The 13,925-nt window shown below is 63.1% G+C and carries 14 protein-coding genes; 6 read left to right on the plus strand and 8 right to left on the minus strand.

Translation table 11 applies throughout. The annotated features are described in order from the left end of the window. Nucleotides 1–44: 44 nt before the first annotated feature. The 4 genes from FS767_RS04760 to mreB form a co-directional block, all read right to left on the minus strand. A complete protein-coding gene (locus tag FS767_RS04760) occupies nucleotides 45–674 on the minus strand; it encodes a nucleoside triphosphate pyrophosphatase (protein ID WP_144964406.1) in 630 nt (209 codons plus the stop codon). A 33-nt stretch (nucleotides 675–707) separates the two neighbouring features. Further along, nucleotides 708–1,196: a rod shape-determining protein MreD gene (mreD, locus tag FS767_RS04765; RefSeq protein ID WP_027913729.1), complete on the minus strand. Its 489-nt coding sequence runs from the start codon at nucleotides 1,194–1,196 to the stop codon at nucleotides 708–710. Beyond that, complete coding sequence (mreC, locus tag FS767_RS04770) at nucleotides 1,196–2,227, minus strand: rod shape-determining protein MreC (protein ID WP_371921574.1); 1,032 nt, start codon at nucleotides 2,225–2,227, stop codon at nucleotides 1,196–1,198. The genes mreD and mreC overlap by 1 nt, the downstream gene beginning before the upstream one ends. A 206-nt stretch (nucleotides 2,228–2,433) precedes the next feature. Then, nucleotides 2,434–3,471: a rod shape-determining protein MreB gene (gene mreB / locus FS767_RS04775; RefSeq protein ID WP_003255163.1), complete on the minus strand. Its 1,038-nt coding sequence runs from the start codon at nucleotides 3,469–3,471 to the stop codon at nucleotides 2,434–2,436. Between the two features lie 206 nt (nucleotides 3,472–3,677). On the opposite strand from mreB, the gene gatC reads away from it, so the two are divergent. The 5 genes from gatC to FS767_RS04800 all read left to right on the plus strand — a co-directional run bounded on the left by gatC (nucleotide 3,678) and on the right by FS767_RS04800 (nucleotide 8,488). Next, nucleotides 3,678–3,965: an Asp-tRNA(Asn)/Glu-tRNA(Gln) amidotransferase subunit GatC gene (gene gatC / locus FS767_RS04780; protein ID WP_023533299.1), complete on the plus strand. Its 288-nt coding sequence runs from the start codon at nucleotides 3,678–3,680 to the stop codon at nucleotides 3,963–3,965. 15 nt (nucleotides 3,966–3,980) lie between these two features. Beyond that, nucleotides 3,981–5,432, plus strand: a complete 1,452-nt coding sequence (gene gatA / locus FS767_RS04785; RefSeq protein ID WP_144964408.1) for an Asp-tRNA(Asn)/Glu-tRNA(Gln) amidotransferase subunit GatA — start codon at nucleotides 3,981–3,983, stop codon at nucleotides 5,430–5,432. 11 nt (nucleotides 5,433–5,443) lie between these two features. Next, nucleotides 5,444–6,889 (plus strand): Asp-tRNA(Asn)/Glu-tRNA(Gln) amidotransferase subunit GatB, encoded by a 1,446-nt coding sequence (gatB, locus tag FS767_RS04790; RefSeq protein WP_058604399.1) that lies wholly within the window; start codon nucleotides 5,444–5,446, stop codon nucleotides 6,887–6,889. Between the two features lie 121 nt (nucleotides 6,890–7,010). Continuing rightward, nucleotides 7,011–7,385 (plus strand): septal ring lytic transglycosylase RlpA family protein, encoded by a 375-nt coding sequence (locus FS767_RS04795; RefSeq protein ID WP_078479061.1) that lies wholly within the window; start codon nucleotides 7,011–7,013, stop codon nucleotides 7,383–7,385. Between the two features lie 59 nt (nucleotides 7,386–7,444). Next, nucleotides 7,445–8,488, plus strand: a complete 1,044-nt coding sequence (locus FS767_RS04800) for a calcium/sodium antiporter (RefSeq protein ID WP_144964409.1) — start codon at nucleotides 7,445–7,447, stop codon at nucleotides 8,486–8,488. Nucleotides 8,489–8,503: 15 nt separating this feature from the next. Here FS767_RS04800 and FS767_RS04805 read toward each other — a convergent pair whose 3' ends face one another. The 4 genes from FS767_RS04805 to FS767_RS04820 all read right to left on the minus strand — a co-directional run bounded on the left by FS767_RS04805 (nucleotide 8,504) and on the right by FS767_RS04820 (nucleotide 12,908). Next, entirely contained in the window at nucleotides 8,504–9,865 is a 1,362-nt protein-coding gene (locus FS767_RS04805) for an amino acid permease (RefSeq protein WP_058604397.1), read from the minus strand. Nucleotides 9,866–9,921: 56 nt separating this feature from the next. Then, nucleotides 9,922–10,863: an AEC family transporter gene (locus FS767_RS04810; protein WP_078479064.1), complete on the minus strand. Its 942-nt coding sequence runs from the start codon at nucleotides 10,861–10,863 to the stop codon at nucleotides 9,922–9,924. A 228-nt stretch (nucleotides 10,864–11,091) separates the two neighbouring features. Next, nucleotides 11,092–11,652, minus strand: coding sequence for a response regulator transcription factor (locus tag FS767_RS04815; RefSeq protein WP_058637486.1), 561 nt, complete (start codon nucleotides 11,650–11,652; stop codon nucleotides 11,092–11,094). Beyond that, the gene (locus tag FS767_RS04820) at nucleotides 11,652–12,908 is read right to left on the minus strand and encodes an ATP-binding protein (RefSeq protein ID WP_144964410.1); all 1,257 of its coding nucleotides are present in this window, start codon (nucleotides 12,906–12,908) and stop codon (nucleotides 11,652–11,654) included. The genes FS767_RS04815 and FS767_RS04820 overlap by 1 nt, the downstream gene beginning before the upstream one ends. Before the next feature lie 201 nt (nucleotides 12,909–13,109). Here FS767_RS04820 and FS767_RS04825 point away from each other — a divergent pair, with 201 nt between their 5' ends. Beyond that, nucleotides 13,110–13,826 carry an SIMPL domain-containing protein gene (locus FS767_RS04825; RefSeq protein WP_058604393.1) on the plus strand — a complete coding sequence of 239 codons (717 nt, stop codon included), beginning with the start codon at nucleotides 13,110–13,112 and terminating at the stop codon, nucleotides 13,824–13,826. Nucleotides 13,827–13,925: the final 99 nt, after the last annotated feature.

The following is a 13,925-nucleotide window of genomic DNA, read 5'->3' on the forward strand; positions in this document are numbered from 1 at the left end:
GTCCAGGGTCTTGTTCTAATGATGGATGGCGCAAACGGTGCTGGCTACTGCGGGCGTGTCACCTCAGGTGTCGAGGCCGCCGGTTGCCAGCAAGCGATGCCGAAGCGCTCGAGCAACTGCGCCGTTTCACTCAATGGCAGACCGACCACGGCCGAATAGCTGCCCACCAGCCCGGTGACGAATACCGCGCCCAGCCCTTGAATGGCATAGCCGCCCGCCTTGTCCGCCGGCTCGCCGCTGGCCCAGTAGCGCTGGGCCTCCTGCTGGTCGATGAGGCGAAAGCGGACAGTGCTGCTGACACACAGGCTCTCCACACGCTTGCCGTCATCGAGCGCCACTGCCGTCAACACCTGGTGTTCGCGGCCAGACAACCGGGCCAGCATGCCAAGCGCGTCGTCACGGTGCTCGGGCTTGCCGAGAATACGGCCGTCAAGCACCACGGCCGTGTCAGCGCCCAGCACCACAGCGTCTGCGTTCGCCATCTTGGCCGGTTCGAGACTGGCGCGACCGGCTGCAGCCTTGGCTTTGGCCAGGCGCTGCACATACGCCTCTGCGCTTTCGCCAGGCAGCGGGGTTTCATCGATGGGCGCGCTGGCCACCCTGAAGGGCACACCGATCTGCGTCAGCAGCTCACGCCGACGTGGAGAGCCGGAAGCCAGGTATAGCGGGGTCATTCGGACATCTCCCTGTCAGCGGCCAGCAAGCCGTCAATTGATGTGCAAGCGTCGGCGAAGATCGCGCAAGGCAAAGCTGATCCATGGCCAGAGCAGCGCGCTGATCACGGCCGACCAGACCAGCGCCAGGGTTGGCAGGCGGTTGCCGGTCAGGGCGCTGAGCCACAGCTGAAGCAACTGCGCAATGCCAAAGACCACCAGGATAATCAGGCTTTGCTGCCACATGGGGAACATGCGCAGGCGCTGTTGCAGGGACAGCACCAGGAATGTGATCAGGGTGAGGATCAACGCGTTCTGCCCCAACAGGGTGCCGTACAGCACGTCCTCGGCCAGGCCAAGCATGAACGCCGTGGCCATGCCGACCTTGTGCGGCACGTTCAAGGTCCAGAACGACACCAGCAACGCCAGCCACATGGGCCGAAAGACTTCCATGAACTGCGGCATGGGCGAGACGCTGAGCAGCAGGCCGACGGCAAATGTCAGCCAGATGACCCAACCATTGTTGCGGCGCGATGCGGCCATCACTGCCTCCGGGGTTGAGTGGGCACAGCGGGTGCTGCGGCCGGGCTTGCAGGCTGTGCAGCAGGCGCCGTTACAGGCGTACCGGGCTGGGTTGCAGGCGCAGGGGTCGCGGCAGGGGCGGTGTTTGCGGGCGTGCCGTTTACAGGCGTACCTTGACCGGTCGTACCAGTACCCTGAGCAGGAACCTTCTCACCCTTGCGGTCCGCTTCTTCCTGGGCAATCGCGGCATCGGTGGCGCGCTGCTCGGGCGTGCGCCGGTCGCTGAACACCAGCAGCATGTAACGGCTACGGTTGAGCGCCGCGGTGGGGATGGCGCGCACGATGGCGAATGGCTGGCCAGAATCGTGGATCACCTCGTTGACGGTGGCCACGGGATAACCGGCGGGGAAACGTTGGCCCATGCCGGAGCTGACCAGCAGGTCGCCTTCCTTGATGTCCGCCGTATCGGCCACATGGCGCAGCTCGAGGCGCTCAGGGTTACCGGTACCGCTGGCAATGGCGCGCAAACCGTTGCGGTTGACCTGCACGGGGATGCTGTGGGTGGTGTCGGTGAGCAGCAAGACCCGCGAGGTATAGGGCATCAGTTCGACCACCTGCCCCATCAGGCCGCGAGCGTCGAGCACCGGTTGACCGAGAAACACACCATCGCGCTCACCCTTGTTGATCAGGATGCGGTGGGTGAAGGGGTTGGGGTCGACACCTATCAATTCGGCAACTTCGACCTTTTCGTCGACCAGCGCCGAGGAATTGAGCAGCTCCCGCAGGCGCACGTTCTGCTCGGTCAACGCCGCCAGCTTCTGCAGGCGGCCTTGCAACAGCAGGGCCTCGGTCTTGAGTTTCTCGTTTTCGGCAATCAGCTCGTTGCGGCTGCCGAACTGGCCCGCCACCCCTTGCCAGGCGCGTTGCGGCAAATCGGTGATCCAGTAGGATTCCATGAGCACCAGGCCCATCTGGCTACGAACCGGCTTGAGCAGGTCGAAGCGCGCGTCGACGACCATCAACGCGACCGACACCACCACCAGGACGAGCAGGCGAACGCCCAGCGAGGGGCCCTTGGAGAAAAGCGGTTTAATGGGCCGTTCCTCGTGGACGACTCAAGAAGTCATTGGACATGGGACAAGGCACCAGCCTGGTTGCGAATTGATGGATGAGGCACCCGAACGGGCACCGGCCAGCACATACAGGTAGCACTGTGCGTGCTACCTGTAAACCGGGGCTCACGAGCAGCGAGGAAGAATCACTCGCTCGAGAGCAGGTCCATCGCGTGCTTATCCATCATTTCCAGGGCTCGACCGCCGCCGCGTGCGACACAGGTCAGCGGGTCTTCGGCGACGATGACCGGCAGCCCGGTTTCTTGGGCCAGCAGCTTGTCCAGGTCACGCAGCAGTGCGCCGCCGCCAGTCAACACCAGGCCACGTTCGGCGATGTCGGAAGCCAGTTCAGGTGGCGATTGCTCCAGGGCACTCTTGACCGCCTGGACGATGGTCGCCAGCGACTCCTGCAGCGCTTCGAGCACTTCGTTGGAGTTCAGGGTGAACGCACGCGGTACGCCTTCGGCCAGGTTACGGCCGCGGACATCGACTTCACGCACTTCACCACCCGGATAGGCAGTACCGATTTCCTGCTTGATGCGCTCGGCGGTGGATTCGCCGATCAGGCTGCCGTAGTTGCGGCGCACGTAGGTCACGATGGCTTCGTCGAAGCGGTCGCCACCGACGCGCACCGATTCGGCATACACCACGCCGTTGAGCGAGATCAGCGCAATTTCGGTGGTACCACCGCCGATGTCGACGACCATGGAGCCACGGGCCTCTTCGACCGGCAGGCCGGCACCGATGGCAGCGGCCATGGGTTCTTCGATCAGGAACACTTCGCGGGCACCTGCCCCCAGGGCCGACTCGCGAATGGCGCGGCGCTCAACCTGGGTGGACTTGCACGGCACGCAGATCAGCACGCGGGGGCTGGGCTGCAGGAAGCTGTTCTCATGAACCTTGTTGATAAAGTATTGCAACATTTTTTCGCAGACGCTGAAGTCGGCGATCACGCCGTCCTTCATCGGACGAATGGCTGCGATGTTGCCAGGCGTACGGCCCAGCATGCGTTTGGCTTCGGTACCGACGGCGACGACGCTTTTCTGATTGCCATGGGTACGGATGGCAACAACCGAGGGCTCATTCAGGACGATACCGCGCTCACGCACGTAAATTAGGGTGTTGGCAGTACCCAGGTCGATGGACAGATCGCTGGAAAACATGCCACGCAGTTTCTTGAACATGGGAAAGTGACCCTGGGGAAAGCGTGGGTAAAAAAGTGCGGCAAACTCTAACAATGGCAGGGATTTTGGGCAAGGAGCCAATATGTTAAATTGGCTGTTTTTCCGAGCATGCCAGCCGATGATCGCGGCCATTGGACCGCCAAAAAGCTGACATGTTCCTCATTGCGGACACTGAATCCGTTCTTTCTATCCTTCTGGAGATCCCCATGGCGCTTGAACGCTGCGACGTGGAAAAGATCGCCCATCTGGCCCGACTGGGCCTAAATGATGGCGAACTGCCACGCATTACCGACGCCTTGAACAGCATCCTCGGGTTGGTCGACCAGATGCAAGCGGTGGACACCGCCGGCATCGAACCCCTGGCTCACCCCTTGGAGGCCAGCCAGCGCCTGCGCCCCGACCAGGTCACCGAGCACAACCAGCGCGACGCTTATCAGGCCGTCGCCCCGCAGACCGAGAACGGTCTGTACCTGGTTCCGAAAGTCATCGAGTAAGGGATAGAGCCTGCCATGCATCAATTGACCCTGGCCGAGATCGCCCGCGGACTCGCCGACAAGTCGTTTTCCTCCGAAGAGCTGACCGGCGCCCTGCTGGCCCGTATCAAGCAGCTCGACCCACAGCTCAACAGCTTCATCACCGTGACCGACGAGCTGGCCCTGGGCCAGGCACGTGCCGCCGATGCCCGCCGTGCCGCTGGCGAAGGCGGGGCGTTGCTGGGCGCGCCCATTGCCCACAAGGACCTGTTCTGCACACAGGGCGTGCGCACCAGCTGTGCCTCGAAGATGCTCGACACCTTCAAGGCGCCCTATGACGCCACTGTGGTGGCCAAGCTCGCCGAAGCCGGCATGGTGACGTTGGGCAAGACCAACATGGACGAGTTCGCCATGGGCTCGGCCAACGAGTCGAGCCACTACGGCGCGGTGAAGAACCCCTGGAACCTCGAGCACGTATCCGGTGGCTCGTCCGGCGGCTCGGCCGCTGCCGTAGCCGCGCGCCTGTTGCCGGTGACCACCGGCACCGACACCGGCGGCTCGATCCGTCAGCCGGCCGCGCTGACCAACCTCACTGGCCTCAAGCCCACGTACGGGCGCGTCTCGCGCTGGGGCATGATCGCCTATGCCTCAAGCCTGGATCAGGGCGGCCCCCTGGCCCGCACGGCCGAGGACTGCGCGCTGTTGCTGCAAGGCATGGCCGGCTTCGACGCCAAGGACTCGACCAGCATCGAGGAGCCGGTTCCCGACTACAGCGCCACCCTGGGTGATTCGCTGCAAGGGCTGCGCATCGGCCTGCCGAAGGAGTACTTCGGTGCTGGCCTGGACCCGCGCATTGCCGACCTCGTACAGGCCAGCGTCAAGGAACTGGAAAAGCTCGGCGCGGTGGTCAAGGAAATCAGCCTGCCGAACATGCAGCACGCCATCCCGGCGTACTATGTGATCGCCCCGGCAGAAGCGTCCTCGAACCTGTCGCGTTTCGACGGTGTTCGCTTCGGTCATCGCTGCGAAGCGCCCAAGGACCTGACCGACCTGTACAAGCGTTCCCGTGGCGAAGGCTTCGGCGCCGAAGTGCAGCGCCGCATCATGGTCGGCACCTACGCCCTGTCGGCGGGCTACTATGACGCTTACTACGTGAAGGCCCAGCAGATTCGCCGCCTGATCAAGAACGACTTCATGGCTGCCTTCAAGGACGTCGACCTGATTCTCGGCCCGACCACGCCCAACCCGGCCTGGAAACTGGGCGCCAAGAGCAGCGATCCGGTTGCCGCCTACCTCGAGGACGTCTACACCATCACGGCCAACCTCGCGGGCCTGCCAGGCCTCTCGATGCCAGCCGGCTTCGTCGATGGCCTGCCGGTGGGCGTGCAGTTGCTGGCGCCCTACTTCCAGGAAGGCCGCCTGCTCAACGTAGCCCATCGCTACCAGCAGGTGACCGATTGGCACACCCGCGCCCCTAACGGCTTCTGAGGAACAGACACATGCAATGGGAAGTTGTGATCGGGCTGGAAATCCACACTCAGCTCGCCACCCAGTCGAAAATCTTTTCCGGTAGTGCCACCACGTTTGGCTCGCAACCCAATACCCAGGCGAGCCTGGTCGACCTGGGCATGCCAGGTGTACTACCGGTCCTGAACCAGGAAGCGGTACGCATGGCGTGCATGTTCGGCCTGGCCATCGATGCCGAAATCGGCAAACGCAACGTGTTCGCGCGCAAGAACTACTTCTACCCTGACCTGCCCAAGGGCTACCAGATCAGCCAGATGGACCTGCCCATCGTGGGCAAGGGTCACCTGGACATTGCCCTGGAAGACGGCACCATCAAGCGCATTGGCGTGACCCGCGCCCACCTGGAAGAAGATGCGGGCAAGAGCCTGCACGAAGATTTCAGCGGCTCCACCGGCATCGACCTGAACCGTGCCGGCACCCCGCTGCTGGAAATCGTGTCCGAGCCTGACATGCGCAGCGCCAAGGAAGCGGTGGCCTACGTCAAGGCCATTCATGCGCTGGTGCGCTACCTGGGCATCTGCGACGGCAACATGGCCGAAGGGTCGCTGCGCTGCGACTGCAACGTGTCGATCCGGCCCAAGGGCCAGACCGAGTTCGGCACTCGCTGCGAGATCAAGAACGTCAACTCGTTCCGCTTCATCGAGCGCGCGATCAACAGCGAAATCCAACGCCAGATCGACTTGATCGAGGACGGCGGCAAGGTGGTTCAGGAAACGCGCCTGTACGATCCGAACAAGGACGAAACCCGCTCCATGCGCAGCAAGGAGGAAGCCAACGACTACCGTTACTTCCCCGACCCGGACCTGCTGCCGGTGGTCATCGAGGACAGCTTCCTGGAAACCGTGCGCGCCGGCTTGCCGGAACTGCCCACCCAGAAAGTCGAGCGCTTCCAGAGCCAGTACGGGCTGTCGGCGTACGATGCCAACGTACTGGCCTCGAGCCGTGAACAGGCGGACTACTTCGAGGAGGTGGTCAAGCTCGGGGGCGACGCCAAAATGGCCGCCAACTGGGTCATGGTCGAGCTGGGCAGCCTGCTCAACAAGCTGGGCATCGAGATCGACCAGGCCCCGGTCACCGCCGCACAGTTGGGCGGCATGCTGGTGCGCATCCGCGACAACACCATCAGCGGCAAGATCGCCAAGACCGTGTTCGAGGCCATGGCCGCAGGTGAAGGCGATGCCGACACCATCATCGAAAGCCGTGGCCTCAAGCAGGTCACCGACAGTGGCGCTATCGAATCGATGCTCGACGAGGTGCTGGCGGCCAATGCCGAACAGGTCGAACAGTACCGCGCCGCCGACGAGGCCAAGCGCGGCAAGATGTTCGGCTTCTTCGTCGGCCAAGCCATGAAGGCATCCAAGGGCAAGGCCAACCCTGGGCAGGTGAATCAGCTGCTCAAGGCCAAGCTCGAAGGTTGACCGTCCCCTCCAGCGGGGGCTCGCCCTCGCTGACAGACCAGCCGAGGCTGACCAGCGCACCCTGGTCAACCTTGGTTTGTCCCGCGCCCGGTCACAAGCTGCGGCGCACTGGAGTACCTGCATGTTGAAACGTTCTCTGGCCAGTTTGGCCCTCTTTTCCTGTCTGGCAGGCTGCGCCAGCCACGACATCGACCCGCGAGGTTATGACCGCACGGGTACTGCCTCCTACTACGGCGCCCGCCATCACGGCAAACGCACCGCCAGCGGCGAGGCGTTCAATCAGCATGGCCTGACGGCGGCTCATCGCAACCTGCCGTTCGGCAGCCGGGTGCTGGTGACCAACCTGGCCAATCGACGCAGCGTCGTGGTCCGCATCAATGACCGCGGCCCGCACGCCCGCAGTCGACTGATCGACCTGTCTCGGGCTGCCGCTGAAAAAATCGGCATGGTGCGTAGCGGAACGGCGCGCGTGCGAGTACAAGGTCTTAGTGACTGACGCCCAGGAGCCCTACCATTTTCGATCTGGCCACCCTCCCCACGTTCAGCCTGCTGCAGCTGGGCATCGCCTTGCTGCTGTTGGTCGCAGGCGCCGAACTGCTGGTACGGGCTGCACTGCGCCTGGCGCAACGCCTTCATGTCCGGCCGCTGATCATCGGGCTGAGCCTGGTGGCATTCGGCAGTACCGCACCCCAGTTGACCCTCAGCCTGCAGGCCGCCTACCAAGGCGCACCGGACGTTGCCGTGGGCAGCGTCATCGGCAGCAACATCTTCAATGTGCTGGCCATTCTTGGCCTGGCAGCACTGGTCATTCCTCTTCGCGTGTCTCGCCAGCTGGTACGCCTGGACATCCCGTTGATGATCCTGGCCAGTGCCTTGGTCTACGGGTTGGCTGCCAATGGCTATCTGGGCCGCGTTGAAGGCGTGTTGCTGCTGCTGGGGCTGGTGGGTTATCTGGCCATGCTCTGGCACCAGTCCCGTCACTACGCACGCACCTACCCTGCCCCGGCATCTGTGCCACAAAGCCCGGCGCGCTTCTGGTGCGCAGCGCTGCTGTTGGTGATGGCAGGCCTGGGGCTGCTGAGCCTGGCCGGTCATCTGCTGCTCGACGCTGCCGTGGAGGTGGCCACCGACCTGGGCCTGTCCGAGCGCGTCATCGGCCTTACGGTGGTTGCCATCTGCACATCGTTGCCGGAACTGGCGGCAGCCCTGATCGCTGCCTTGCGCGGTGAACGCGAGATCGCCGTGGGCACGGTGATCGGCAGCAACCTGTTCAACCTGCTGGGCGTGTTGGGCCTGACCGCCGTGGTGCCCCCCGAGCCCTTGTCGATTTCGCCCAATGCGCTGGATTTCGACCTGCCCGTCATGCTGGGCGTGGCCGCGTTGAGCTTGCCGGTGTTTTATTCGGGTTATCGCATCACCCGCGCCGAAGGGCTGGTGTTCCTGTGCCTGTACCTGGCCTACGGCCTGCACATCGCCGCGTTCACCATGGGCATGCCCCTGGCCGAGCGCCTGGAGCGCCTGATGCTGCTCTATGTATTGCCCGTGCTGGCGGTGGTGTTGGTGTACACCACGGTGCGCGCCTGGCGCCGCCAGCATTGAGTACCGAGCGTCAGGTCAGCGGCTGGCCTGACGAGCCTTCTTCAACTTGAAGGCTACCCACAGCAGCAGGATCCAGCCCGGGATCAACATCACGGAGATGCGAATAGGTGGCGTCAGGTACATCACCACCAAAATCAGTACGATGAAGGCCAGGCACAGGTAGTTGGTGAACGGATGACCCAAGCTCTGGTAGAACGGCTGTACCCCTGCCGCGCGCTTGGCCTTGCGGAACTTGAGGTGGGTGATGCTGATGCTGGCCCAGTTGATCACCAATGCCGACACCGCCAGTGCCATCAGCAGGCCAAAGGCTTGGCCGGGCATCAGGTAATTGATCACCACGCACAGGCCCGTGGCCAGGGCAGAAATGCCTAAAGCTGCCAGGGGAACACCGCTGCGGCTGACCTTGAGCAACTGACGTGGGGCATCGCCTTGGCTGGCCAGGCCGAACAGCATGCGGCTGTTGGCGTACACGCAACTGTTATAAACCGACAGCGCCGCTGTCAGGACCACGATGTTGAGGATGGTCGCGACCAGGTCGCTGTCCAGTTCATGGAAGATCATCACGAACGGGCTACCGCCTTGTACCACTTTCTGCCAGGGGTACAGCGAAAGCAGTACCGCAAGCGCGCCGATGTAGAAGATCAGGATCCGGTAGACCACCTGGTTGGTGGCCTTGGGAATGCTCTGGCGCGGATTGTCGGCCTCGGCGGCCGTGATGCCTACCAGTTCCAGGCCACCGAACGAAAACATGATCACGGCCAGGGCCATGACCAGGCCGGTCACGCCGTTGGGGAAGAACCCGCCGTATTGCCACAGGTTGGCCACACTGGCATCCGGGCCGCCGCTGCCGGTGCTGAGCAACCAGGCGCCAAAGCCTATCATGCTGACGATGGCGACGATTTTTACCAAGGCGAACCAGAACTCCATCTCACCATAAACCTTCACCTGGGTGAGGTTGATCAGGTTGATCACCACGAAGAAGATCGCGGCCGTGGCCCAGGTTGGAAACTCAGGCCACCAGTACTGGACGTAGATACCCACCGCCGTCAGCTCGGCCATGCCGACCAACACGTAGACTACCCAGTAGTTCCAGCCAGACACGAAGCCTGCGAACTCGCTCCAGTACTGGTGGGCAAAATGGCTGAAGCTACCGGCGACCGGCTCTTCGACGACCATTTCCCCAAGCTGGCGCATGATCAGGAAAGCCATCAGGCCAGCAATGGCATAGCCCAGCAAGACCGAGGGGCCGGCCAGCTGGATGGTCTGGGCAATGCCCAGGAACAACCCCGTGCCGATGGCGCCGCCGAGCGCGATCAGCTGGATGTGACGATTCTTCAGCCCGCGCTGTAACCGCTCGGGCGTGCTCTGGTCTTGCATGAAGTGTCCTTTCGCTCAGTGAGGCAATGCTGTTGCTGTTGTTTGCAGTCAAGGATCTAGATCCATCCGCCCCACTGCAAGATGAAAATACCAATGTTGGTGGTGATCGCGGCCATCAGCGTGGTGATCACGATGATCGAAGCGGCCAGTTCATGGTTGCCGTTGGCCGCACGCGCCATCACGTAGCTGGCCGCTGCGGTAGGGCTACCGATGTAGAGGAACAGGATGCCCAGTTCGGCCCCGCGAAAACCACAAAGCCAGGCACCAAGGGTACCGATCAGCGGCAACCAGGCCATTTTTACCAGGCTGGCGTCCACGGCCAGCCGACCGCTGTCGCGCAGAGCCGTCAGCGACAGGGTGCCGCCAATGCAGATCAGGGCCAGGGGCAGCGTCATCTGCGCCAGGTAATCACCGGAGGTAAGCAGCCAATTTGGCAACGGTACCTGCCCGTAGGCCATGGGAATGGCGACCAGCACGCTGAGGATCAGGGGGTTTTTCAGGATGCTTTTGAGGATGCTCCACGGGTCGGACTTCAGATCGGGGCTGTAGACCGCCAGCACGATGGCAGACAACGAGTTGTACAACAGGATCACTAACCCGGCCAACACTGCACCCAATGAGATGCCATAGTCGCCGTACAAGCTTGCGGCCAGTGCCAGGCCAATCACGCCGTTGTTGCCGCGAAAGGCCCCCTGGGTGTAGATGCCTCGGTCGGCCCACGGGCTGCGCCAGACGGCCATGCCCCAGGCGATGGCAAATCCGGCCAGGGTGGCCACCGTGAAATAGAGCATGATCCCAGGCCGTACCGCAGCCGCCAGGTCGGCATGATAGATGCCCAGAAACAGCAAGGCCGGCATGCAGACGTTGAACACCAGTTGCGAAGCGACCTTGTTGAAGTTGTCGTCGATCAGGTGGATACGGCGAAGCAACACGCCCAGAAACAACATGGCGAAAACGGGCGCCGTGATGTTCAGCGTCTGGATGAGAAGGGCGAGCATGGGCGCACAATCCTGAAAGGGGGGTTGCCGTTAGGGGGCTAATGATACGCCAACGGCCAGGATTTGCGGGCATTGTGCCGATATGGCCTTGCAAGCGGCCCTGCTGGAGTACTGAACCGGACGCGATGGGCCGCACAGCGGCCGCAGGATTTCAACCTCGCAGCCCCAGTGCATCAGGGCTCATCGCGGCCGGTCCGGCGTCCGCCAAGATCACGCCTGCAGCAGCATTCAACGCCGCACTGGCCGCTTCTGCAATTTGCGCTGCAATGTCCGGCGGTGCATGCCCAGCGCGCGCGCGGTCGCCGAGATGTTGCCCTCGTGCTCATTGAGCACACGCTGGATGTGTTCCCACTGCAGACGGTCCACGGACATGGGGTTTTCCGGCACCAGCGTGTCCAGGTCGGTGTGCTCGGACAACAAGGCCGCCAGCACGTCGTCAGCGTCAGCCGGCTTGCACAGGTAGTTGCAAGCGCCGCGCTTGACCGCTTCCACTGCCGTGGCGATGCTCGAGTACCCGGTCAGGATGACGACCCGCATTTCCGGGTCCAGCTCCAGCAGCTTGGGCAGCAGCACCAGGCCCGAATCCCCGTCCATTTTCAGGTCGAGCGTGGCGTAGTCCGGCAGGTCTTGCTGGGCCAGGATCAAACCTTCTTCGGCCGAGCTGGCGGTGCTCACCCGAAAGCCCCTGCGGCTCATGGCCCGGGCCATCACCCGGGTAAAGGTAGCATCGTCGTCCACCAGCAGCAGGTGCGGCAGCTCTTCGGTTTCAACCTGGTTTTCTTCACTCATCATGCTTCTCCTCGCGTGCCGTAGGGCAGGCGCAATTCGGTCAGGGTGCCACCTTGTTCATGACTATAGAGTTTCACTGAGCCACCCGCACGGGTAACGCTGGCCTTGCTCAGGAACAGGCCCAGGCCGAAGCCCTTGCCCTTGGTGGTAATGAAAGGTTTGCCAATGGCTTCGGCGATGGCTGGCGGTACGCCAGGGCCATGGTCGCGGATGCTGATGACGATGTCCTGGTGATCCCAATCCAGGCGCACCTCCAGGTCATCGGGACAGGCATCGGCGGCGTTGTTCAACAGGTTGAGCAGCGCCTGGGTCAGGTCAGGCGGCGGCGTCAGCCGTGGGACGAGACCATCACGCAGGCGCTGGAAGCGGTAACTGGCTTCCGGGCGCATCAGGTGCCAGCGGTTGAGGGCCTCGTCAAGCCAGACGGTGACCTCCTGCTCGACGATGGCCAGCCGGCGATTGGCCTCGGCTGCGCGAACCAGCTGTTGCAGGGTTTCCTTGCACAGCTTGACCTGGTCCTGAAGGATCTGCAGGTCTTCCTGCAGCAGCGGATCGGTGTGATCCTGGCGCATCTCGTTGAGCAACACGCTCATCGTCGCCAGCGGCGTACCCAGCTCGTGGGCTGCGCCCGCAGCCTGGGTGGCCACGGCCAGCAACTGCTCATCGCGCAGGCTTTCTTCGCGCCGCTCCGAGCGCAGGTGCTCCTGGCGCCGAAGTTCCTCGGCCATGCGCGCGGCAAAGAACGTGATCACCGCCGCGGCCAGCGCAATGCTCAGCCACATGCCGTAGACCTGCATCTTGTCCCGTGCCAGGGGCAGGCCTTCGAGCGGGTAGAACTGCACCAGCAGCAGGCTGTAGGCCGTCAGCGCGATGCCCGACAGAATCAGCGAATACAGCCAGGGCAGCGTAACCGCCGCGATCGCCAGCGGCACCAGGTAGTAGGACACGAAGGGATTGGTCGAGCCGCCGGAGTAGTACAGCAGGGCGCTGTGTATCAACAGGTCGCACGCCAGTTGCAGGGCATATTCGAGTTCGGTGACCGGCAGCGACAGGCGCAGGCGCAGCGCCGTGAAGGCGCACAGCAGCGAGGACAAGGCCAGGGTGCCGGCCAGCGACAGCCAGGGCAGTGGCAACAGCTCGGTCCAGTAGGCCACGCCCACCGAGCCGGCCTGGGCGGCCAACACAAGAACGCGAATGACGGTCAGTCGCCAGAGGTTCTGGCGTGTAGCGGACAGCGGTTGTACGGCGGCGAGCATGAGCTCTCCTGATGAGTGCTCCAGAAAATCGGCTGGAGTATACCGAAGCGGGACATGCTGCTGCAGTGATGCGGCAAACCGCCACACTTTGTCACAGCTTCATGGGGCCAGCGCTGAACCCACTACACTGTTCCCGGTCTGATGGGCCATGCGTGGAATGGATGGCCACACCCCACGCTTTCATCTGCCAAGGAGCACCTTATGCTAATCCAACGTCGCGGCGCTGCCCTTCTCTTGTCCTGCGGTCTGCTGGCCAGCCTGCCAGCGCTGGCCGCCGATGAACCGCGCTTCAACCAGGTGTCGCTGCGCGCCGAAGTGAGCAAGGAAGTGGCACGCGACCTAATGGTCGTGACCCTCTACAGCGAAGCGCAGAACACCGACCCGAGCAAGCTTGCCAAGCAGATCACCGAGACCATGAACAAGGCCGTGCAGCAGTCGCGCCAGGTCAAGGACGTCAAGATCAGCCAGGGCAGCCGCAACAGCTACCCGGTGTACGACACCAAGGGCCAGAAAATCACCGGCTGGCGCGAGCGTGCCGAGCTGCGGCTCGAAAGCGCGGACTTCCCGGCGCTTTCACAGCTCACCGCCGAGCTGCTGCAAGACCTGAAAATGGGCGGCATGGACTTCTCCATCGCACCGGCTACCCGCAAGTCCAGCGAAGACGCGCTGCTCAAGGAGGCCGTCGACGCGTTCAAGGCGCGCGCCCAGCTGGCCACCGAAGCCCTGGGCGGCAGCGGTTACAAGGTGGTCAGCCTCAACTTGAACAGCAGCGGCTATCCACGTCCTTACCTGCGCAGTGCGCCGATGGCGATGAAAGCCATGGCAGCAGACGAGGCTGCGCCCGCGCCAGACATCGAGGCGGGCACCAGCGAAGTGAGCATGAACGCCGATGGCTTGATCGAAGTTCAGATGCCCTGACCTCAAGGGGGCAGGGGTAGGTCCAAGGCCAGCCCCTGACCAGCAGCAGATGCCCTGGCGCCTTCACCGGCCCGCCAGGGCTTTTATTCTTCCCCTAAC

This window comes from Pseudomonas sp. DE0010 (genome assembly GCF_007680745.1).
Classification (GTDB): Bacteria; Pseudomonadota; Gammaproteobacteria; order Pseudomonadales; family Pseudomonadaceae; genus Aquipseudomonas; species Aquipseudomonas parafulva_B.

Excerpts from the sequence above, each read along its gene's own strand:
- FS767_RS04760 (WP_144964406.1), bottom strand. The coding sequence starts at position 674 with ATGACCCCGCTATACCTGGCTTCCGGCTCTCCACGTCGGCGTGAGCTG.
- mreD (WP_027913729.1), bottom strand. The coding sequence starts at position 1,196 with ATGGCCGCATCGCGCCGCAACAATGGTTGGGTCATCTGGCTGACATTT.
- mreB (WP_003255163.1), bottom strand. The coding sequence starts at position 3,471 with ATGTTCAAGAAACTGCGTGGCATGTTTTCCAGCGATCTGTCCATCGAC.
- gatC (WP_023533299.1), top strand. The coding sequence starts at position 3,678 with ATGGCGCTTGAACGCTGCGACGTGGAAAAGATCGCCCATCTGGCCCGA.
- gatA (WP_144964408.1), top strand. The coding sequence starts at position 3,981 with ATGCATCAATTGACCCTGGCCGAGATCGCCCGCGGACTCGCCGACAAG.
- gatB (WP_058604399.1), top strand. The coding sequence starts at position 5,444 with ATGCAATGGGAAGTTGTGATCGGGCTGGAAATCCACACTCAGCTCGCC.
- FS767_RS04795 (WP_078479061.1), top strand. The coding sequence starts at position 7,011 with ATGTTGAAACGTTCTCTGGCCAGTTTGGCCCTCTTTTCCTGTCTGGCA.
- FS767_RS04805 (WP_058604397.1), bottom strand. The coding sequence starts at position 9,865 with ATGCAAGACCAGAGCACGCCCGAGCGGTTACAGCGCGGGCTGAAGAAT.
- FS767_RS04810 (WP_078479064.1), bottom strand. The coding sequence starts at position 10,863 with ATGCTCGCCCTTCTCATCCAGACGCTGAACATCACGGCGCCCGTTTTC.
- FS767_RS04815 (WP_058637486.1), bottom strand. The coding sequence starts at position 11,652 with ATGAGTGAAGAAAACCAGGTTGAAACCGAAGAGCTGCCGCACCTGCTG.
- FS767_RS04820 (WP_144964410.1), bottom strand. The coding sequence starts at position 12,908 with ATGCTCGCCGCCGTACAACCGCTGTCCGCTACACGCCAGAACCTCTGG.
- FS767_RS04825 (WP_058604393.1), top strand. The coding sequence starts at position 13,110 with ATGCTAATCCAACGTCGCGGCGCTGCCCTTCTCTTGTCCTGCGGTCTG.